At 53.7% G+C, this 21,193-nt stretch carries 15 protein-coding genes and 1 tRNA gene; 8 read left to right on the plus strand and 8 right to left on the minus strand.

What is annotated here, in order from left to right; translation table 11 throughout:
* The coding region (locus HAP95_RS15380; RefSeq protein ID WP_215885015.1) for a PqiC family protein at nucleotides 1–386 on the plus strand (386 nt) is incomplete at its 5' end.
* Nucleotides 386–1,885: an MFS transporter gene (locus HAP95_RS15385; RefSeq protein WP_215885027.1), complete on the plus strand. Its 1,500-nt coding sequence runs from the start codon at nucleotides 386–388 to the stop codon at nucleotides 1,883–1,885. The genes HAP95_RS15380 and HAP95_RS15385, both read left to right, overlap by 1 nt.
* 43 nt (nucleotides 1,886–1,928) lie before the next feature.
* Here the strand turns inward: HAP95_RS15385 and rnr are convergent, their stop codons facing one another.
* Entirely contained in the window at nucleotides 1,929–4,172 is a 2,244-nt protein-coding gene (rnr, locus tag HAP95_RS15390; RefSeq protein ID WP_215885016.1) for a ribonuclease R, read from the minus strand.
* A 37-nt stretch (nucleotides 4,173–4,209) separates the two neighbouring features.
* Between rnr and HAP95_RS15395 the strand changes: the two genes are divergently transcribed.
* Nucleotides 4,210–4,296: transfer RNA gene (locus tag HAP95_RS15395), tRNA-Leu, on the plus strand.
* Between the two features lie 47 nt (nucleotides 4,297–4,343).
* On the opposite strand, the gene HAP95_RS15400 is transcribed toward HAP95_RS15395, so the two are convergent.
* The 6 genes from HAP95_RS15400 to hfq are packed head-to-tail and all read right to left on the minus strand — an operon-like array spanning nucleotide 4,344 to nucleotide 10,550.
* Nucleotides 4,344–5,639, minus strand: a complete 1,296-nt coding sequence (locus tag HAP95_RS15400; RefSeq protein WP_215885017.1) for an adenylosuccinate synthase — start codon at nucleotides 5,637–5,639, stop codon at nucleotides 4,344–4,346.
* A gap of 32 nt (nucleotides 5,640–5,671) precedes the next feature.
* Complete coding sequence (locus HAP95_RS15405; RefSeq protein ID WP_215885018.1) at nucleotides 5,672–6,874, minus strand: ATP phosphoribosyltransferase regulatory subunit; 1,203 nt, start codon at nucleotides 6,872–6,874, stop codon at nucleotides 5,672–5,674.
* Entirely contained in the window at nucleotides 6,874–7,746 is an 873-nt protein-coding gene (gene hflC / locus HAP95_RS15410) for a protease modulator HflC (RefSeq protein ID WP_215885019.1), read from the minus strand. The genes HAP95_RS15405 and hflC overlap by 1 nt, the downstream gene beginning before the upstream one ends.
* Nucleotides 7,743–8,945, minus strand: coding sequence for an FtsH protease activity modulator HflK (gene hflK / locus HAP95_RS15415; protein WP_215885020.1), 1,203 nt, complete (start codon nucleotides 8,943–8,945; stop codon nucleotides 7,743–7,745). Before hflK ends, hflC begins: the two co-directional genes overlap by 4 nt.
* Nucleotides 8,932–10,284 carry a ribosome rescue GTPase HflX gene (gene hflX / locus HAP95_RS15420; RefSeq protein ID WP_226832845.1) on the minus strand — a complete coding sequence of 451 codons (1,353 nt, stop codon included), beginning with the start codon at nucleotides 10,282–10,284 and terminating at the stop codon, nucleotides 8,932–8,934. Before hflX ends, hflK begins: the two co-directional genes overlap by 14 nt.
* Entirely contained in the window at nucleotides 10,281–10,550 is a 270-nt protein-coding gene (gene hfq, locus HAP95_RS15425) for an RNA chaperone Hfq (protein ID WP_010636787.1), read from the minus strand. Before hfq ends, hflX begins: the two co-directional genes overlap by 4 nt.
* Nucleotides 10,551–10,836: 286 nt before the next feature.
* Here hfq and ppc point away from each other — a divergent pair, with 286 nt between their 5' ends.
* Nucleotides 10,837–13,626, plus strand: coding sequence for a phosphoenolpyruvate carboxylase (gene ppc / locus HAP95_RS15430; protein WP_215885021.1), 2,790 nt, complete (start codon nucleotides 10,837–10,839; stop codon nucleotides 13,624–13,626).
* Nucleotides 13,627–13,636: 10 nt separating this feature from the next.
* Nucleotides 13,637–14,215, plus strand: coding sequence for a Maf family protein (locus tag HAP95_RS15435; RefSeq protein ID WP_215885022.1), 579 nt, complete (start codon nucleotides 13,637–13,639; stop codon nucleotides 14,213–14,215).
* A 110-nt stretch (nucleotides 14,216–14,325) separates the two neighbouring features.
* Here the strand turns inward: HAP95_RS15435 and HAP95_RS15440 are convergent, their stop codons facing one another.
* Nucleotides 14,326–15,132, minus strand: a complete 807-nt coding sequence (locus HAP95_RS15440) for a tetratricopeptide repeat protein (RefSeq protein ID WP_215885023.1) — start codon at nucleotides 15,130–15,132, stop codon at nucleotides 14,326–14,328.
* 245 nt (nucleotides 15,133–15,377) lie between these two features.
* On the opposite strand from HAP95_RS15440, the gene HAP95_RS15445 reads away from it, so the two are divergent.
* From HAP95_RS15445 to HAP95_RS15455, 3 genes are read left to right on the plus strand one after another with little or no spacing between them, the layout of a single operon-like run.
* Nucleotides 15,378–16,877, plus strand: a complete 1,500-nt coding sequence (locus HAP95_RS15445) for an efflux transporter outer membrane subunit (RefSeq protein ID WP_215885024.1) — start codon at nucleotides 15,378–15,380, stop codon at nucleotides 16,875–16,877.
* Nucleotides 16,878–16,919: 42 nt separating this feature from the next.
* Nucleotides 16,920–18,005, plus strand: a complete 1,086-nt coding sequence (locus tag HAP95_RS15450) for an efflux RND transporter periplasmic adaptor subunit (RefSeq protein WP_215885025.1) — start codon at nucleotides 16,920–16,922, stop codon at nucleotides 18,003–18,005.
* Nucleotides 18,006–18,014: 9 nt separating this feature from the next.
* Nucleotides 18,015–21,101: an efflux RND transporter permease subunit gene (locus HAP95_RS15455; RefSeq protein WP_215885026.1), complete on the plus strand. Its 3,087-nt coding sequence runs from the start codon at nucleotides 18,015–18,017 to the stop codon at nucleotides 21,099–21,101.
* The last annotated feature ends 92 nt before the right edge of the window (nucleotides 21,102–21,193 follow it).

Raw genomic sequence — 21,193 nt, forward strand, 5'->3', positions numbered from 1 at the left:
TGACCACGCTCCAGGGTAAACATCGTCTGGACGTTGCCGGTCATGTCCGCTGGGCGGCGCCTCTGGGCGGTATGGCGCAAAAAGCACTGGCCCAGGATCTGGCGAGCGAATTACCGGATAAAACCGTGCTCATGCCTGGTGACCCCGTACCGAATGGTCCTTATCTTCTCGTCAAAATCAACGTCCAGAGTTTCATCCCCAGCAATGATGGCAAGGTCTTTTTGCAGGCCGACTGGTTTATCAGCCGCATGCCCGACGGGCATCTCCAAACCCAGGGACGCAGTCATTTTTATCGGAGCAATATCCCTTCCAGTCCCACAGCGCAAGCTGCTGCCATGAGCCAGTTACTGGAAAGGCTCTCCCGGGAATTGGCGCATCATTTGTGATGAACATCCACAAAAACCGTCATACTTTCACCCAGCATACATATTTAAATCCCCTTAAACTTGTTGAAGCACTGCTTCAACAGGAAAAAAGCTGGCTGAATGCCATACCCAGACTGCGGGCCATCATTTTGCTGGCGCTTACTCAGGGCCTCGCCAGTCTCAATCTGGCCGCTCTGGGTACAGTGGCGCCGGCATTGGAAAGCAGCATGCATATCGGCAACATTGATTATGGTCTGCTATCTACCGCTTCCATACTCACCGGCGCTGCAGCAGCTCTGCCCGTGGGTATTCTCGGTGACCGCCAACGCCGTGTTCCATTACTCATAAAACTGATTGTTTTATGGGCAATAGCCATGATCCTGAGTGGGATCAGTCCCGGCTATAACTGGTTCCTGCTGACGCAAATGCTGGCTGGAGCGGCCGGAGTTTCCGTTGGTCCCGTCATTGCTTCTCTTTCGGGGGATTTATTTCCACCCTCATGGCGTGGACGAGCCTTCGGGTTGATTGTCGGCGGTGAATTATTGGGAGCAGGTATCGGCATGATTCTGGCTGGCACCGTCAACACACTCAGCAACTGGCGCACGGTATTTTTTGTACTGGCCATTATAGCGATCCTCCTTGCCTATTTATTATGGAAAGGCATGCGCGAACCCCAACGCAACAATATGGATAAACTCGCTTTAGAACTGACCCAAGAAACACCCCAAAAGAACAGGCGCTATTTGCTCGAAGATATTCGCAAAAAATCGATTCAACCGTTCAGCAAAAGGATATTGCCGGAAGACCCCACCCAATGGCACTGGTTTCGGGCCGCAAAAACCATTCTCAGCATTCCCAGCAATGTGATACTGATTTCCGCGTCCTCCGCCGGGTATTTTTATTTTACCGGACTGCTGGCTTTCGGCATTCTTTATCTCACCCAACGCTTTCACATTAATACCATGGCAGCCAGCAGTCTTTTTGTCGGTGCGGGTTTAGGCGGCATTGGCGGGGTGATCGCCAGCGGTTGGATAGCTGACTGGTTACTACGCAAAGGACTGATTACTGCAAGAGTATGGGTTACTGGAATAGCCTTCCTGCTCACCATTCCGTTTTTTCTGCTGGCCCTGAATACCAACCATCAGGTTCTCGAATTTATCTGGTTGTTTGGGGGGTCTGCAGCACTGGGTGCCACCAATCCCACGCTGGATGCCGCGCGACTGGATATTATGCACTCACGGCTCTGGGGGCGTGCAGAAGGGATTCGAATATCCTTGCGGTATATTCTTGAAGCCGCCGCACCCTTTGCCTTTGGTTGGGTATCCACCCACTTTTCTGAAAGCCATTGCCAACTCCAACATTGTGGAAATGGCTATGGCCTGCGCATTACTTTTGGAATTTTCACGATTTTGCTATTGGTGGCCACTATTCTCATGCTTTCTGCCGTTTTCACCTATCCACGCGATGTGGCAACCGCGCTGTTTTCTCAACAGGCACGGAAAACATCAGAGAATTCCTGAAAACCGCCTGACGCGCCACCGGCTACCAGACATCCCGCAATAATCAGGAAGACTCCTTGCGTGAACGCCGGGGACGACGGGCTTTACCACCCGTGGCTTGTCCTTCTGGCACGGCTCGTTCAAAGTCAATTTTACGATCGTCCAGGTTGACATTCATCACCCGGATTTCAATGGCGTCACCCAGCTGGAATGTTTCCTTACTGCGATCTCCAATAATACGGTAATGCTGCGCATCAAAATGGAAATAATCTTCACCCAGGGTGCTGATATGAATCAGACCTTCCACATACACCTCGCGCAGGGCAACAAACAAGCCAAAACCGGTCACCCCGGTAATAATACCGGTAAATGTTTCGCCGATTTTATCCATCATGAATTCACATTTGAGCCAGTTGACCGCTTCACGACTGGCTTCATCTGCACGGCGCTCGGTCATGGAACAATGCTGCCCCAACTCCTGCAGTTCTTTTTTAGCCAACCAGCGAGGTTCCTGGGTACCCGCATCAAGCAATGCCTGTATGCCGCGATGAACCACCAAGTCGGGATAGCGGCGAATGGGTGAGGTGAAGTGGGTATAAGCCGGAAAAGCCAAACCAAAGTGCATTCCGGTATCTACCGTATAAAATGCTTGCGACAGACTTCGTAAAATCACGGTCTGAATCAGACTGGAATCACTACGGTCTCGGGTTTCTTCAATGATCTTCGCCAGATCGGCGCTACGCGGACGCTCCGGCAAGCGCAAGGGTACCCCAAGCTCTCCCAGAAAACGGCGTAAATCCTCCAGCTTGTCTGCGGAAGGCTCTGGATGTACCCGGTACAACATGGGCAGGTCATGAATCCGGAAATACTGGGCAGCACACACATTGGCCGCGAGCATGCATTCTTCGATAATACGATGCGCAACATTACGGGTAACGGCGACAATTTTTTCAATGCGTAACTGGTCATTGTAGATGATGCGCGTTTCCTGGGAATCGAACTCAATGGTCCCTCTTCGCTCCCTGGCCCCGGCAAAACTTTGATACAGGCGATGTAACGCCTCCAGATGCGGCACCAAAGCTGCATCCTGGGTACGCAATGCCTCATCCCCCTCAAGAATGGCGGCCACTTCGTCGTAGGTAAAGCGGCGCTGGGAGCGCATGACCCCCCGGGCAAAACGAAAGCGCTGAACCTCACCGGCCGCATTCATCTCCATTTCGCAAAGCATACAAAGTCGATCCACATGCGGATTCAAAGAGCACAAACCGTTCGAAAGGATTTCCGGCAGCATGGGAATGACCCGACGCGGGAAATACACGGAATTTCCCCGGGCAACCGCCTCTTTATCCAGAGCGGAGCCCGACTGAACATAACTGGCCACATCGGCAATGGCGACAATGAGGCGAAAACCGCCGACAATTTCTTCCGCAAAAACCGCATCGTCAAAGTCTTTGGCATCGGCACCGTCAATGGTAACCAGAGGAAGATCACGCAAATCGCGGCGGCCCTCTTTCATATCCTCGGGTACCACTTCGGAAAAACGCGCGGCCTCGTCCAGAACTGCCTGCGACCATTGATAAGGAAGACCGTAATTGCGTACCGCAATCTCCACTTCCATACCGGGTGCCATGTGTTCGCCGAGAATTTCCACGACAGATCCCTGAGGCATATTGCGACCATCCGGATACTGGGTAATATCCAGCGTCACAATCTGCCCGTGAACCGGCGCCAGTTCGCCTCCCTCCACAACCCCGAACTCATGGGGAATCCGCCGATCTTCAGGCACCACGTAATGATTGCCACCATCAGCAAAATAACGCCCCACAATCTGTTTCAGAGCCCGTTCGAGGATGCGGACGACCGTACCTTCAATCCGTCCACGCCGATCTTCGCCCACCGCCCGGCCAAGAATAATATCGCCATGAAAAACCTTGCGCATTTCCCGGGGTGATAAAAAAAGGTCTTTGCCACCGGCTTCAGGAATCAAAAAACCAAAGCCATCGGGATGGGCGCTGACACTCCCCCGAATCAATTCCATGGCTTCGATAATGCCGTAGGCTCCGCGTCGGTTGCGCACCAGCTGACCATCCCTTTCCATGGCACGCAGGCGACGGCGCAAGGCTTCCTGATCTTCTTCCCCGATTTCAAGCTCGGCAAAAAAGTCATCCAGGGTCAGAGGCTGTCCAGCTTCTTCCAGATACTGAAGAATGTATTCCCGACTGACGATAGGACGTTCATATTTTTCTTTTTCCCGCTCGAACATGGGATCACGTTCACTCAGTGCTGCGGGCTCCTGGTTTTCAGGCATTGACAACCACTCCTTAATCAAAGATCATTCCGTCCACGCCGAGGTGGCGGAATTGGTAGACGCGCTAGGTTCAGGTCCTAGTGAGCGAAAGCTTGTGCTGGTTCGAATCCAGTCCCCGGTACCAAAAGCAAAGGGCAGACTTCAGGGTCTGCCCTTTTTTATATTTCCTGTTCACAACACCCCGGACAGGAGAATGGTATCCTCCCGGTCAGGACCCGTTGAAATGATCGCCAGAGGCCGCCCGGCACGCTCGGCAATAGCCTCCAGATACTGGCGTGCTGTCTGGGGCAAATCTTCCCAGCGACGGACTCCGGCAGTAGATTCCTGCCAGCCAGGAAAAGTCTCGTAAACCGGTTCACAGGCCGCCAGTGCTTCAGCACCGGAAGGGAGTTCATCCTGCACCACGCCCTTAACCCGATAACCCACAGCGACCCGGATTTCCGCCAGACCATCCAGTACATCCAGTTTGGTCATGCACAAACCGGTCACCCCGTTCACTCGACAGGCAGCGCGCAAGGCAACCGCATCAAACCAGCCACAACGCCGGGCCCGCCCTGTGGTCGCGCCCACTTCCGCCCCTCGTTCCGCCAGAAACACCCCGGTTTCGTCGAACAACTCGGTGGGAAAAGGACCGGCGCCTACGCGGGTGGTATAGGCCTTGGTAATACCCAGAACATAACCCAGTTCAGCCGGCCCGACGCCACTTCCGGCGGAAGCCGCACCCGCAATCGTATTGGAAGAAGTGACATAGGGGTAGGTTCCATGATCCACATCCAGCAAGGTTCCCTGTGCGCCTTCAAACAAAATTCTTGCACCTTCTGACTGCAACTGTGCAAGACGCACGGATACATCAACTACCATGGGAGCCAGCCGTTCTGCCAGACTCAGATATTGATCGAGAATGACATCAAAATCTTCTGCTTTCTGCTTGAAATAATGCTGAAGCACAAAATTATGGTAATCCAGCGCTTCACCCAGCTTTGCGGCAAAGCGTTCGCGGTGAAAAAGATCACCCACCCGCAGGGCGCGACGCGCTACCTTATCTTCATACGCAGGACCAATTCCACGACCGGTCGTACCAATTTTTGCAGCGCCTTTGGCATGCTCACGAGCCAGATCCAGGCTTTTGTGATAGGGCATAATCAACGGACAGGCATCCGAAACAAAAAGACGCGCATGGGCATCAGGCATCACGGGTAGCAATTCATCCAGCTCAGCAAAAAGCGCCAGCGGATCCAGAACCACGCCATTACCAATAAAGCAGGACACACCAGCGCGCAGAATCCCCGAAGGAATGAGATGCAGCACGGTTTTGCGTGTGCCGATCACCAGCGTATGTCCGGCGTTATGCCCTCCCTGAAAACGCACAACCGCCTGGCACCGTTCGGTTAACCAGTCCACAATTTTGCCTTTTCCTTCATCACCCCACTGCGTACCGATGATGACCACATTTGACTTATCAGACACGGAGCACTCCGCCAATAAAATGGAAAATAGTTTTAACGTACATTCAGGGAACGCAACACCCAACCCGCAGAAGAATGCTCCAGAAGGGCATCAAAACCCCGGTTTTTCAACTGCGCTTCATCCGGGAATTCGCCTGTCAGAAAGTCCTGAGCCACCACATGCCCCTGCTGACGTTGCTCGGCAATAGCCTTCCATAATGCCTGATCGCTGCCAGCAGGCGCACAGATATGCTGGCTCCTGCGCGATTCTGGAAGTTCCCGAAGCAGAGGCTTCAGGTCCAGACTGAAACCGGTTGCCGGGCGACGACGTCCAAATGCTGCACCAATGTCATCATAGCGTCCACCACGAGCCAACGCTTCTCCGCGTTGCGGCCCGAATAAAGAGAACAGCAGGCCAGTATGGTAGAGATGACCACGAATTTCCGAAAGATCACATTGAATGTCGAGATCCGGGTAACGCAAGCGCAGTGCTTCCCAAACAAAATGGAGATCATCCAGGGCCTTGCAAATGGCCGGGTGATGACCCAACTGCTGACGCGCACGACCCAATACATCATGATCCCCTTGCAAACGGGCCAGGGCATCAAAATCTGCACAAAGGCTTTGTCCTGCGCCATGAATTTGCAGCCAGTGCCGAACATCCGGCCAGGCCTTGCGTTCTACATGCCGCAACAAATCATTGCGCTGAGTAGTGGCAAGGCCGGCCGCATCAGCCAGGGCCCTGGGAATACTGACATGACCAATATCCAGCAAGAGGTTGGGGACCTTGCAGTGGCGCAGACTTTCCACCATCAGGGACAATACTTCGAGATCCCCTTCCGGTCCAGCGACGCCAAACAACTCAGCGCCCACCTGAAAGGGTGCCCGGCTGCCACCCAGCAAGTCAGGACGTGCCTTCAAAACTGTCCCGGCATAGGCCAGCCGACGAATTTCCCCGGAAGCCGAGGTCTGGGCGTCGATACGGGCCATCTGCGGGGTCATATCCGAGCGCAGGCCTACCAGACGACCACTATCCTGATCCAACAGTTTCCAGGTTTGCAGGTCCAGTTCAGCACCGCTACCGGTGAGCAAACTTTCCAGATGCTCCACCAAAGGGGGCGTTACCTGACGGTAGCCCCACAGTGCATAGCGATCCAAAAGACTGCGCCGACAATGTTCAAGAGCATCTGTACGTGCAGGCAGAATATCCTCGAAACCGCTGGGTAAAAGCCAGGTCGGATGGTTTTCGGTGCGCATTATTTTCCCGCCTCATTCAAGGAATGCCGAAAATATTTGAAAAATGGAGAATCCGGATTGAGTACCAGCACGGTTTTATCACTCAAAGCGTGACGATACGCTTCAAGACTTCGATAAAAGGCAAAAAATTTCGGGTCCTTACCATAAGCATCTCCGTAAATGGAGGCCGCTTCGGCATCACCCTGCCCCTTGATTTGTTCCTGTTGACGATAAGCATCAGCCAGAATACTGGTTTTTTCTTTCTCGGCGCTGGCACGAATTTGTTCCGCATCAGCCTTGCCTTGGGAATGGTAGGTATTGGCCTGCTGAGTTTGTTCCGCTTCCATGCGCTTGTAAGTCGTCTGCAGCAGCTCCGGGGGCAAGCCTACCTGCAAAATCCGCAAGTCCACCAGGCGAATCCCAAAAGTTGACAAGTGCCGGCCTGCCGCCTGCATAACCGGGCTGGAAATTTCCTGCTGCCGGGCAGCAATAAGCATCGCCATGGACATCGTCGCAATTTGACTGCGTAAAGCGGCACGAAGCGCATCGCCAATCTGGGTCTGGGCGTTAGCCTGATCATGCAGCCGCGCATAATAAATTCCAGGATTCACAACCTGCCATTCAGCGAAATAACTCAACAGTAGAGGCTTTTTGTCCTGGGTTAAAAAGGACTCCGGTTGCGGGCTGTAATTTTGCAGCCGCTTATCCACATACTCCACGTTTTGCAGAACCGGCCATTTCAAATAAAGACCGGGGGCCTTCTGCACACCGATTTGCTGGCCAAATTGCATGAGCAAAGCATTTTGTGACTGATTGACCGTATAAAAACTGGCAGAGGCCAACAGCAGCACAGCGAGAAAAACGATCAGTACCGCCCATATCCCGTTTTTCATGAGCGCGCTCCTGAAACCGGCAGCACCGGCTGGCTGGCAGCACTGTCGGTAGTGGCGACAGGGGCAGTACTGCGATCTGCGGCGGTGGCCGACTCTACCGAGCGTGTGCTCGCATTGGGCTGAACGGCAGTTTTTTCGGGCATATGCAAATAAATCACTGCTTTTCCATGACTATCCATGATGACTTTTTGAGTACTGCCGAGAATATCCTGCATGGTATGCAAGTACATCCGCTCACTCACCACCTGGGGGTTCTTCTGATACGCCTGCAGCAAGTCCGTAAAGCGGGCAGCATCACCCTTGGCACGATCCACCACCTGCAACTTGTAGGCTTCGGCCGCCGTCACCATAGTGGCAGCATCGCCCTTGGCCTTGGGAATAATACCGCTGGCATAGGCTTCCGCCTCACGCCGGGATCTAGCCATATCCTCGCGGGCAGTCATCACGTCGGTATAGGAAGCCTGCACCGATTTGGGAAGATGAATGCTGAGAATCTGCACTGAGTTGATCGTCACGCCAGCATGTAATCCCGTCAGCAAATTCTGGCTACTTTGCTGGATCTGCTGGGCCATGGCGCTTTGATCCACCTGCATCAGGGCATTCAATTGGCTTTTCCCCACGGCATTGCGCATGGCAGACAAAGCCGCATAGCGAATCAACTGCTCCGGATTAGTGTTGGAAAACAGGTAATGACTGGCATTACTGATACGGTAATCCACAGCAAAATGAACATCCACCACGTCACCATTGGCCGTCAGCATCATCCCAGGATTCAGGGTATCCACGGCGCCACTATAGCCCAAAACAATCCGCTGATTCTCGGCGGTCCTGAGTAAGGAAACGCTTTCAAAAGGCACGGGCAAGTGATATTGAAGGCCCGGCTGGGTAATGCCGACTTCCCTGCCAAAACGCAGCACCACGCCTTCCGCATTGGGTCCAACGATATAAATACCCGATGCAATCCAGAATAAAATCAGTATGCCAATGATAATAAGGGGCAAACGGTGCAGCCAGCGCGGATCCCACTTGGGACCGCCAGAACCCCGCCCTTTGCCGGACCCCAATAAAGCACCCAGCTTTTTCAATTCCTGCGTAATTTTCTGAATGTCAAAAGCAGGCTTTTGTGGGTTGGGACGCCGTCCCCAGGGGTTATTATTGTTGTTGTTGTTTCCGTTTCCGCCCGGATCACTCCACGGCATACCAATCTCCTTCCTTGATTATTTCGGGTATTGTAGAGGTCGGGTCCTGCGCCTGACAACCATTGTCACGCATTTGCGCGCGCAAACGACGCCATGCCAGATCATCAATATCAAAAACCATCCGGGTTTTACCTTCCTCGTCAAAATCCTCGTCAATGACACTGGCCAGACGATGCAAACAGGCACGCAAAGCGCCTTCCTCAGGACTCAACAGTAGCTCGACGCGCAAAATAGAGCGACCAACCCGTTCGAGAATAGCTTGCAGCAACGCATCAAGACCTGCACCGCTCTCGGCACTGACATTCACCGCAATCAACGTTCCCGAAGCATCATACAGGCCTCCGCTCGCTTCACCCGTCATATCGACTTTGTTGAAGACCACCAGCACCGGCAGAGAATCCGCTGCAATTTCTTTAAGGACGGATTCAACTGCAGCCATTTGCGTATCACGGTCCACCGCACTGCCATCTACTACATGCAAGAGCAATTGCGCCTGATTCACCTCTTCCAGTGTTGCGCGAAATGCAGCAATCAGATCCGTCGGCAAGTCACGCATAAAGCCCACCGTATCGGCAAGCAAAACCGCATCCTGCCCGGCAACCTGCAAACGACCAATAGCCGGATCCAGGGTCGCAAACAAACGATTTGCCGCATAATTACTGCGCTCGGTCAGGGCATTGAACAAAGTGGATTTACCCGCATTGGTATAGCCCACCAAAGCCACGGTTGGCAACGGAGCGCGCTGCCGGGCCCGGCGCTGGGTCGCCCGATGGGCAGCCACCTTGACCAGCTTGTGCCGCAGGGACTGAATACGATCACCAATCAGGCGGCGGTCTGTCTCCAGCTGCGTTTCACCGGGACCACGCAAGCCAATGCCTCCCCGTTGCCGCTCCAGATGAGTCCAGCCTCGAATCAGGCGCGTCCGCAAGCGGGTCAACTGGGCAAGCTCCACCTGTAATTTGCCCTCGTGAGTACGGGCACGCCGTGCAAAAATATCTAGAATCAACCCGACCCGATCAATCACCCGGCACTGCAAGGCCCGTTCCAGATTGCGCTCCTGCACCGGACTCAACGAGCGGTCAAACAAAACCAGATCCGCTGCCGTTTCCCGCACTTTTTCGGCCAGTTCCTGCACTTTGCCACTGCCAATAAAAGTTGCCGGATCGGGGCGATTGCGGGTCACAGGGATTAATTCCAGAACATCCGCATTGCTGTCAGTAGCCAGATGAAAAAATTCGGCCCCGTCGTCGAGATCCACTTCGCCATGTAATATCACATGGACCAGAAGGACCCGCTCACGGGGCGCGTCTACTGCAACTGCACTATGGGTCAGAATCAGGCCTCTTCTTCTGTCGCCGTCACCTCACCTTCGCCCTCAGGCAAAGGCAAGCGCACATCACGACCGGGAACCACCGTAGAAATGGCATGTTTGTAAATCATTTGGCTGACATTATTCCGCAACAAAACAACGAACTGGTCGAAGGATTCGACAAATCCCTGCAATTTGATCCCATTGACCAGATAGATCGCGACGGGAACATGTTCCTTACGCAGCAAATTAAGAAAAGGATCCTGAAGAATTTGTCCTTTTTGTTGACCGGCCATTTTTTATCTCCTTGACTATGCTTCATGGCGCTTCTAGGTTAGTGAAAAGTCTGCGGGACAGATTTCACTGCATGGAACTTAGACTAGCTCAAAATAGACGGGAAAGCCATGCTTATAAGGTCCACTGATTCATCCATATTCATGATGGGCTGGAGCGACTGCGGCCAGCGATCCAGCCATGAATGATTGACCTGCAGCCTGCTTGCCATTAGCTTAGAAGTAAAATCCGATTGTCGTCCAGATGGGCTTGACAGTGGAAAGATCATGAATTTAAGGAGACGGATAAGTGGAAAAAACCGCCATCAACGACAAGGCACTCCGCAGTCGCGTGAAATTACTGGGTAATCTGCTCGGTGAAGTATTGCGCGAGCAGGCTGGCACCCGGGTATTCAACGCCGTTGAACAGCTTCGCCAAGGCTATATCCGCCTCCATAAAAAAGAAGATGAGCGCCTGCGGGAACGACTTGCCCGCTTCATAGACGCCTTGCCCCAGGATGATCTGGTGCTGGTGATTCGTGCCTTCAACACCTATTTCAGCCTGGTCAACATTGCCGAAGAAGAATCCCAACACCTGCAACGCCGCCGCCTCCTGCAAAAAGGCGACGGGTTGTGGACAGGCTCCTTTGAAGAAACATTCCGTGCCCTTCAGCAACAAGGTATCACCCCCGGGCAAATTCAGTTTTTGCTTGATCAGACCCGTTATCTCCCCGTTTTTACGGCGCATCCCACCGAATCCAAACGGCGCACGGTCCTGCATGGACTGCGCCGTATTTTCGTGGTCAGCCAAACGCTTGATGACCCCAGCCTGAGCGACGAAGAAGAAAAAGAAGTCACCGACAATTTGCGGGCACAAATCCAGATCCTCTGGGAAACCGAAGAAGTCCGCACCAACAAACCCCAAGTTCAGGATGAAGTGGAGAACGGTTTATTCTTCTTTCGCGACAGCCTGTTCAAAGCCGTACCCATGACCTATCGTGCCGCCCGTCGGGCGGCTCGACGGGTATTTGCCAACGATGACATCGATATTCCCGCGTTTATTCGCTTTGGCTCATGGATTGGCGGAGATCGGGATGGCAATCCCAACGTCACCGCCGCCATTACCAGCTGGGCCTTGCGCACCCAGAGTGTCGAGGTCCTCAAGGAATATCAGCAACGGCTTAGCGGGCTTTATCAACTGTTGGGGCATTCCAGCCGGTTTTGCGGCATTTCGCCGGTCCTGCTCGCCTCTCTGGAGCGCGACGCCGATGATTTTCCGGAACTGGCCGAATGGGTAGATCAGCGCTTCCCCAGCGAACCCTATCGCCGCAAGCTGCGCTACATGATGACCCGGCTGGATTTGCGCCTGCGGCAACTGGAAAACGGCCAGATCATGAATGAATCCGCTGGTCCGGCTTATGGATCAGCAGAAGCCTTTCTGGATGACCTGCTGCTCGTCCGTGACTCCTTGCGCGGTCACAATGATGATTACATCGCCGATCATGATATTCAGGATATAGTCTGGCTGGTGCAGACTTTCGGTTTTCACCTGGCTAATCTCGATATTCGCCAGGAATCCACCGTGCATTCCCGAACCATTTCTGAACTATACGCAGATGTCCCGGGGTTTGCCGGTTATCTTGAAATGCCTGAAGAAGCCAGACTGCTAACCCTGACCGAAGCCCTCAAACGGCCTGGTCCGCTGGTTGAGCAGCATCCTGAGCTTTCACCACTGGCTGCCGAAACCTGCGCCATGTTTCGCTGTATCGCCCAACTTCGCCGCGAGGTCAGTGCTTCCGGATTTGGAAATTACGTAATTTCCATGACCCACGAAGCCAGTCATATCCTCGAAGTACTGGTGCTGGCCAAGGAATTCGGGCTGGCAGGCTGGTCTCGACAGGGACTTTACAGTGAAATTGCCGTCACCCCACTGTTTGAGACCATTCACGATCTGGAGCGTATGGATGCGGTCATATCCACGCTTCTCGATAACCCGGTTTATACCGAAATCCTCAGTAGCCAGGAAAACACCCAGGAGGTCATGCTCGGTTACTCCGATTCCTGTAAGGACGGCGGCATTTTATCGTCCAGTTGGTCACTATATCAGGCCCAACTGCGCCTAGCCGCCATTGCTGACAAACGTAATATTCAAATTCGCGTGTTTCATGGTCGTGGCGGCAGCGTTGGTCGCGGTGGTGGTCCCACCTATGAAGCCATTCTGGCGCAACCGCCGGATACCGTTCGTGGACAAATCAAGATTACTGAACAGGGTGAAGTCCTGTCCTTCAAATATGCCAATCTCGAAACCGCCATATACGAGTTAACCGTCGGCACCGCCGGCCTCATCAAAGCCAGCATCGGCCTGGTACGCCCGGTTACCCCCGACAACCCGGCTTATCTCAAGGTCATGACGGAGCTCACCCATTTGGGTGAAAAGGCCTATCGTGACCTTACGGAAAATACCCCGGGTTTTCTGGATTATTTTTACGAAGCAACCCCGCTGAATGAAATAGCGCACATGAACATTGGCTCACGCCCCTCACACCGGCAGCGCAGTGACCGTTCCATGGGTTCCATCCGGGCGATTCCCTGGATATTTGCCTGGGCACAGTCACGCCATATTCTTCCGGCATGGTTCGGGCTGGGTTCTGCTATTGCCCAATGGCGGGTGGAAAAACCCGAACGGCTGGAAATTCTTCAGGACATGTATCAGCACTGGCCTTTTTTCCACGCCCTGATGGGCAACATTAGCATGGCCATGTCTAAAACCGACATGGCCCTGGCAGGAGAATATGCCGGTTTACCGCTTGATCAGGAGCTCGCCACGTCGGTTTTCCAGAAAATCCGCCAGGAGTTTGAGCTGAGCCTTGGAGAAATGCTGGTCATGGCTGGAACCGAGCAGCTGCTTTCCGATAATCCTGGTCTCGCTTTTTCTTTGCAGCGTCGGAATGTTTACATGGAACCCCTGAATCATATTCAGCTCGCCCTGCTCCGCCGTTACCGCAATGATGATGCACCACCGGAATTCCGGGAAATATGGCTGGACCCCCTGCTGCGAACCATCAACGCCATAGCGGCCGGACAACGCAATACAGGCTGAAAAACTTTTCATGTTGCTACCTGAACTGATTCTGGCCTCCACCAGCCCGTACCGAAAGGCATTGCTGCAGCGTCTGCAAATTCCCTTTCGCTGCGTAGCTTCCCACGTTGATGAAAGCCCACTTCCGGATGAAACCCCGGAACAGCTGGTGGCGCGCCTGGCTTTGGCCAAGGCGCAAGCCGTATTAGCCAGCCACCCTGAAGCATTGGTTATCGGCGCTGATCAAATGGCTTGTTGCGCCGGACGAGTTCTGGGAAAGCCAGAATCCGTTGCCAGGGCCGAAGAGCAACTGCAATGGCTGCAAGGTCGTCGGGTCGAATATCTCAATGGTATTGCCATAGCGGATGCCAGCGGCGCGGAGCAGTTCATCGTTCCCTACTCTCTAACCTTACGCGCACTAAGCCCGGAGGATATCCGTCGCTATATTGAAAAAGATCAGCCCCTCGACTGTGCTGGAAGTTTACGTTCTGAAGGTCTGGGGATCAGTCTGCTGGAAAAAATGGAAGGTGCAGACCCCAACGCCCTGATGGGAATGCCACTGCTGACCATTTCCGAAGTGTTGCGGCGCCGGGGATATGCACTGCCCTGAAATCAGAAACTGACAATCAGGATGGATGCATTACAGCGGGTCCGACCAGCCAGAAAGCAAAAAGGGCGACTTATCCAGTCGCCCTTTCTTTTTAATCAAATAACAAAGGGTCAGCCCCAGCCATCACCGCCATCATCCATGCCAAAATCATCATTACTGGCTAACTGATCATTACCCCAGGAATTATCGGTCAGGCCCAGATCGTCATTGCCCGATGCGTTAGCTTGTGCTCCGGCAGCTTCGTGACCGCCAAACAAACTTCCGGCAAGCGCCTGCCCGGCAGCCAGCCCGGCACCCACTCCGACACCGGTAGCAATTCCCGATGCGAGATTAGAACCCAAGCCACCACCCTGTTGGGGCATTCCCCCCATCGGACCACCAGGATATCCCGGACCATTCGGTCCATAGCCACCATTCATGCTGCCAAACGGCCCCGGGGTCGGCCCACCCCGATACATCAGTTGTGCACTCTGCCGGCGCCGCCGTAAAAACATGGAGATCGCCACAATCAACACAATCAGGCCCAGAAAAAAGACCAAAGCGGAGCCCCAGGGACTCTTTTTTTCAGCCGCCGGCCTGGTCACAGCCTTGCTATGACTCTGCACGAATTTTTTGAATTTCTGCAAGACTTCCGGCTTGACGAAAGGCATGGTCGGAGCCAGTTGTTCAGATTTCTGCAGGGCCGCTGCGGCTTCCGACCATTTACCCTGACGTGCCAGAATTCTCGCCTCCAGGTATTGCGCCTCCGCAGAATTAGGATGCGTAGTCAGCACTTCCTGCATCATGCTTTGTGCCTGATCCAGATGACCATTTTGAATAGCTTGCGTCACCTGAGTGACAGAAGGTTCGGCCCATGCTAATGGTGCCGTGACTAAACTGACAAGCAGGATGCTTGTTCCCAAAAATTTTTTATTCATTCGCTCCCCCCAATAAAAATGTTGCCAAGTTAATATGGGGTGAAATTCTGCAAGAATCAAGCGTTCTGTAGCATTTTGTAACTCTCTATATTCATGCCACAATTTAGCTTGAATGACTGGACAGGGGTGACCGTAGAGGATGCCCGTCATGGTTCTATAGCTTGAACAGGCCCGAGTTTGACAGAATTGCCAATAATAGCCATTATACTGACCGGTCGGTTCAGACCTCTGAGAGGTAATTTTTAGTGCACAAACCACTACCCAAACCCATTGCGGCCCTCTTGGCCCTTGGTGTTGCCAGCAGTCTGGCGGCCTGTAGCTTTGAACCCAAGCTACGGGTGCCGCCCGCGCCTTCCGACAAAATGGCTTATACGGCGGGCAAAAGTCCGGTAAAAACCATAGCGCCTGGTGGCTTAGCCGGATCAGCGCAGGAAATCCAGTATGGCACCGAGCTGCATGAACAATGGTGGAAGCTGTTCCACTCCAAAGCCCTGGATACCCTCATCAGCGTGGGGCTGAAAAACAGTCCGACCATTGCGGCTGCCCAGGCCCAAATGCGTGAAGCCCAAGCCACAGCGCGTGCCAATGCCAGCATTTTTTATCCGCAGGTAACTGGTACCCTGCAGGCCACTCGCAGCAAAAGCACGGCCGCCACTTTTGGTGGCAGTGGGGGTATCCATTACTCATTGATCAACGGGTCGCTGGGGGTGTCTTATTACCCGGACATTTTTGGTGTTAATCGCCTGGTCTATCGCAACAGCGAAGAGTTGGTGAAATACCAACAGTGGCAGTTGGAAGCCGCAAAACTGACCCTTACCGGCAATATTGTCACCACCGCCATTGATGAAGCGGCTACCGCAGAACAAATCCAGGCTACCAGGGCCATCATCGCCCACGAAAAAAAGCTGCTGGAACTGACCGAAAATCAGTATCGTGCCGGTGCCATCGACTATAGCACCGTCATGACCCAAAAAAGTCAGATGGCCAGTGAAGCCGCCACCCTGCCGCCGCTGGAACAGCAGCTGGCCGTCTATCGCCATGAACTCGCCATTCTCGTTGGGGCATTTCCTGCGAATGCCAAACGCCAGAATTTTACGCTGACCGATCTGAAACTGCCGGAAAAACTGCCCGTCAGCTTACCGTCGCAACTCCTCCAGCAAAGACCGGATATCCGCGCCGTAATGGCCCAGATGAAAGCGGCAAATGCGCAGATAGGGGAAGCGCGCGCGCAGTTTTATCCGACCGTCAAGCTGACGGCCGCATTCGGGAATGCCGCCAGCAATCCCAACATATTTTTTGACCCCGTCAGCAGCATCTGGAGCCTGGTCGGGTCCATGTCCCAGCCTTTGTTTGAAGGTGGCAAACTGGAAGCCCAGAAAGCCGAGGCACATGCTGCCTATGACGCACTCTACGCCAACTACCGCAGCACCGTGCTCAATGCTTTTGATCAGGTGGCCAACGGGTTGCGGGCAGTGGAACATGATGCCCAGGCCCTCGCCGCCCAGCGTGAGGCGCTGTCTGCTTCCCGGGAAGCACTCAAACTGGCGCAGGCCAGTTACCGCGCCGGTGCCAGTGATTATCTGACCCTGCTGACGGCTGAAGTCCAGTACAACACCGCCAAAATTGCCGAGATCAAGACACAATCCCTGCGTTATCAGGATAGTGCCGCATTACTCGTGGCTTTGGGGGGTGGCTGGTGGAACAAGCCGGATCAGAAGTCAGCGACCACACCTACCCATTCTTAAACCTTTTTATTGATCGCAGCCATCCTCTGCGGAGACTGAAATATGAAAAAAGCATTTGTGATTGTCATTATTGGCCTGCTGATTGTTTTTGGCGGAATTTTTGGGTTTAAAGCCTTCGTCAACAGCAAAATTGCCGAAGCGATGGCGCACATGCCCAAGCCGGTAGTCACCGTGAGTGCTGCAACAGCAGAAATTGCCCACTGGCACCCGCAGCTGCGCGCCGTCGCCTCGCTGGCGGCCGTTCAGGGTGTGGAGGTCTCTCCACAAATTGCCGGTAATGTGACCGCGATTCGATTTCACTCCGGTCAATATGTACAGGCCGGTACGCCGCTGGTGCAAATTGATGATTCTACGCAACTGGCCCAACTGGCCAGTGATCAGGCGCAACTGCGACTGGCTTCCAGCAATTTGCAGCGTACCAAAGAGTTAATCGCCACCAAGGCCGCCAGCCAGGCCCAGCTGGATTCAGCCCAGGCGACCTATCAGACGGATCAGGCTGCCATCAAGGATATTCAGGCGACGCTGAACAAACTGACCATTAGCGCGCCCTTCAGTGGTTATCTCGGCATCCGCCAGGTGAATGTGGGCCAGTATCTGACTCCCGGCACCAAAATAGTGGACCTGCAGTCCTGGAGCCCGCTCTACGCCAACTTCACGTTGCCGCAAAGCGATCTCAAGAATATTCAGGCCGGGACTCCGGTGCAGATCCAAACCGACGCCCTGCCCGGTCAAACCTTTTCCGGAAAAGTGACGGCTCTGGGTTCTGCCGTCAACAGCACTACCCGGCAGATAGAAGTACAAGCCACCATCGATAATCCCAAAAATCAGCTCCGGCCAGGACTGTTCGGGGAGTTGACGGTGGTGCGCGATACCACTGAAAAAGTTCTGGTCATTCCAGTATCTGCCATTTCCTATAACACCTTTGGCGATTATGTTTACGTCATTCATAAAGAGAAAAAGGATGGCAAAACCCAGGAAACTGCCGTGCAACAGGTCATCAAACCCGGCAAGCAGCGCGACGGCATGGTGGAAATACTCTCTGGATTGAAGCAAGGCGACACAATCGTCACCGCCGGTCAGGTCAAACTGGTCAATGGCAGCCTTGTTACCATCAGTCACGACGCGTAAGGCTAGCTCATGAAATTTACGGATATTTTTGTTCGTCGCCCGGTACTCGCCACGGCGTTGAGTCTGGTGATTTTCCTGCTGGGTCTCCATGCCTACACCATGATGACCGTCCGGGAATATCCGGCCCTGGTCAACACCGTCGTCACCGTCACCACGGCTTACCCCGGTGCCAGTCCCAGCACCGTGCAGGGCTTTATTACCGCACGGCTTGAAAAGGTCATCGCCAGCGCCCCGGATATCAACTACATGACCTCCAACAGTGCGGAGGGGTCCTCCACCATTACGGTGTACATGAAGCTGAATTACAGCCCCAGTGCCGCAGTGGCCAACATTCAGTCCAAAGTCCAGCAGGTGACTGATCAGTTGCCCACGGGTAGCCAGTTGCCCGTGATCAATGTCACAGTGGGCGACACAACAGATTTGATGTATATCGCTTTTTACGGGGATCAGCTCAGTCAGCAACAAATTACTGATTATTTGCTGCGCGTGGCGCAACCGCGTCTGGCCTCGGTACATGGTGTCGGTGAGGCCCAGATTTTGCCCCCTGGTGCCGGCAACGGGAACACCTATGCCATGCGCGTCTGGCTGAACCCGCAAAAAATGGCCGCACTGAATGTGACCGCTGCCCAGGTTTCTCAAGCGTTGACAGCCAATGATTTTATCTCGGCGGTGGGTCGGACCCGGGGTAAAACCGTACAAAACACCATTGTTGCCACTACCAGCTTGCACAATGTCAGTGAATTCCGCGACCTGGTCATCAAGCAGTCGGGTAACACCCTGATTCGCCTAAAAGATGTTGCCCATGTTGAACTCGGTGCCCAAAATTATGATTCCCAGGCCTTTTATGATGGTAAACCGGCAGCGTTCATCGGTATTCAGGAATCACCCTCTGCCAACTCTTTGGATGTAGCAGCGGGTGTTAAAAGCTCTCTGGCAAAACTCAAAAAAAGTCTGCCACCGGGTATGCACGAAGAAATTCCTTATGACGCCAGCGCCTTTATTCAGGCCTCCATTGATGAAGTCGTGATGACCATTGGTATCACTCTGGCAGTGGTGGTACTCGTCATTTTCCTCTTCCTGGGTTCGTTCCGGGCGGTAGTCATCCCGGCCGTGGCCATTCCCCTGTCCATTGTCGGTGCGGGCCTGATCATGTGGTCCATGGGCTTCACCATCAATCTGCTGACTCTGCTGGCAGTGGTTCTAGCCATTGGGCTGGTGGTGGATGATGCCATTATCGTGGTAGAAAACGTGCATCGGCATATTGATGAAGGCAAAAGCCCTTTTGATGCCGCCTTGCTGACCGGACGTGAACTGGGTGGTCCCATTATCGTCATGTCCACCACCTTGATTGCGGTGTTTGCGCCGATTGGCTTTATGGGTGGTCTGACGGGCAGTCTGTTTGGAGAATTTGCCTTTACCCTGGTGGCGGCGGTACTGATCTCCATGATTGTGGCTTTGACGCTGTCGCCCATGCTCTCCAGCAAAGTCTTGAAACCCACCAAGGAACACGGCTTTGAACACTTCATCGATCAGCGCTTTGTGGGTTTAAGACGTTTTTATGATCGTATTCTGCACGGTGTCCTGAATTTTGTGCCCGTAGTCATGCTCTTTGCCATTGTCGTATTCGGCAGCATTTACTTCCTGTTCTCCACTTCCAAATCGGAACTGGCCCCCCAGGAAGACCAGGGCATTATTTTCAATGCAGGCACTGGCGGTCCGACTATCACCCCGGACCGGCTGGCTCATTACGGCAAACAGATTTTGAAGGTGTTCAATAACTACCCGGAAAAAAAGGCGACCTTCATGGTCACTGGAATTTCCGTCGGCAGCGGTGGTGGAACCAACAGCCTTTTTGCAGGCATGCGTTTGACCAACTGGTCTGATCGTTCGGTTACAGCCATGCAGATTCAGCCGAAATTGCAGCAGCAATTGCAAAGCGTACCTGGACTGCAGGTAGCCTCTTTCCTGCCGCCACCGTTACCCGGATCTGCGGGCGGCCTGCCGGTACAATTTGTTCTGCAGAGCCCCGGCAGCTACGATAAAATGGATCAGGTAGCTGATCAGGTCATTGCCAAGGCCTACCAAAGTGGCATGTTCTTCTATGTGACCAAGGACCTGCGCATTGACAATCCGGAACTGGTGCTGAAAATCCATCGCAACATAGCCGCTAATCTGGGTTTGACCATGGCGGAAATTGCCCAGGATCTGCAACCTTTGCTGGGCGGCAATTATGTCAACCGCTTTGATATGCAGGGACGCAGCTACAAGGTTATTCCCCAGGTGCCGGACAAGTTCCGCACGGATCCGGAGGCCCTCAGGGACTATTATATTGCCACGGCGACGGGTCAAATGGTGCCCCTGTCAACGGTCGTATCCATCGAAACCAAGATTGAACCCCAGTTCCTGCCGCAGTTTCAACAGCTCAACTCGGTCACCATTCAGGCGGTTCCCAAGCCGGGAGTCACCATGGGGCAGTCCCTGAACTTCTTCCGGAGCACGGCTGAAAAAATCATGCCCAAGGACTTTTCAGTCAACTATGCCAGCCAGTCGCGCGAGTACATGCAGGAAAGTGGTGGATTGCTGACCACTTTTGCGCTGGCTATCATCCTGATTTACCTGCTGTTGGCGGCTCAGTTTGAAAGTTTCCGGGACCCCTTGATTGTGCTGATTACCGTGCCCATGTCCATTAGTGGTGCGCTGATATTTGTCAGCCTGGGGCTGGCCTCCATCAACATTTACACGGAGGTGGGGCTGATCACCCTGATCGGTTTGATTGCCAAACAGGGTATTCTGATTGTGCAGTTTGCCAATGAAATTCAGCGCCACGAAGGATTGGGCAAACGTGCCGCTGTAGAAAAGGCGTCGAGTATTCGTCTGCGTCCGATTCTGATGACCACCGGTGCCATGGTCCTCGGGGTTCTCCCCTTGCTCCTCATGAATGGACCCGGCGCCGTCAGTCGTTTCCAAATGGGTCTGGTGATTTTCACCGGCTTGGGCATTGGCGCGCTATTCTCGCTGTTCGTCGTTCCCGCCATGTATATGGTGCTGGCCAAGGATTTGCGTGGGAGCGAGGAACCAGCCGAGCCGGTTTCCTGATCCAGAACACGGCGGTGGGCCGGGAAGCTTTTTGCTCCAACGTCCCTTGCCTGTTGTTCTAAGGCTCATCCTGCTGTCAGGAGAGAACTCGC

The sequence above is a fragment of the Acidithiobacillus sulfurivorans genome (assembly GCF_018853815.1).
Taxonomy (GTDB): domain Bacteria; phylum Pseudomonadota; class Gammaproteobacteria; order Acidithiobacillales; family Acidithiobacillaceae; genus Acidithiobacillus; species Acidithiobacillus sulfurivorans.

Bases quoted from the DNA above. Each gene is read 5' to 3' on its own strand.
- HAP95_RS15385 (WP_215885027.1), top strand. From the start codon at position 386: ATGAACATCCACAAAAACCGTCATACTTTCACCCAGCATACATATTTA.
- rnr (WP_215885016.1), bottom strand. From the start codon at position 4,172: ATGCCTGAAAACCAGGAGCCCGCAGCACTGAGTGAACGTGATCCCATG.
- HAP95_RS15405 (WP_215885018.1), bottom strand. From the start codon at position 6,874: ATGCGCACCGAAAACCATCCGACCTGGCTTTTACCCAGCGGTTTCGAG.
- hflC (WP_215885019.1), bottom strand. From the start codon at position 7,746: ATGAAAAACGGGATATGGGCGGTACTGATCGTTTTTCTCGCTGTGCTG.
- hflK (WP_215885020.1), bottom strand. From the start codon at position 8,945: ATGCCGTGGAGTGATCCGGGCGGAAACGGAAACAACAACAACAATAAT.
- hfq (WP_010636787.1), bottom strand. From the start codon at position 10,550: ATGGCCGGTCAACAAAAAGGACAAATTCTTCAGGATCCTTTTCTTAAT.
- HAP95_RS15435 (WP_215885022.1), top strand. From the start codon at position 13,637: ATGTTGCTACCTGAACTGATTCTGGCCTCCACCAGCCCGTACCGAAAG.
- HAP95_RS15440 (WP_215885023.1), bottom strand. From the start codon at position 15,132: ATGAATAAAAAATTTTTGGGAACAAGCATCCTGCTTGTCAGTTTAGTC.
- HAP95_RS15450 (WP_215885025.1), top strand. From the start codon at position 16,920: ATGAAAAAAGCATTTGTGATTGTCATTATTGGCCTGCTGATTGTTTTT.
- HAP95_RS15455 (WP_215885026.1), top strand. From the start codon at position 18,015: ATGAAATTTACGGATATTTTTGTTCGTCGCCCGGTACTCGCCACGGCG.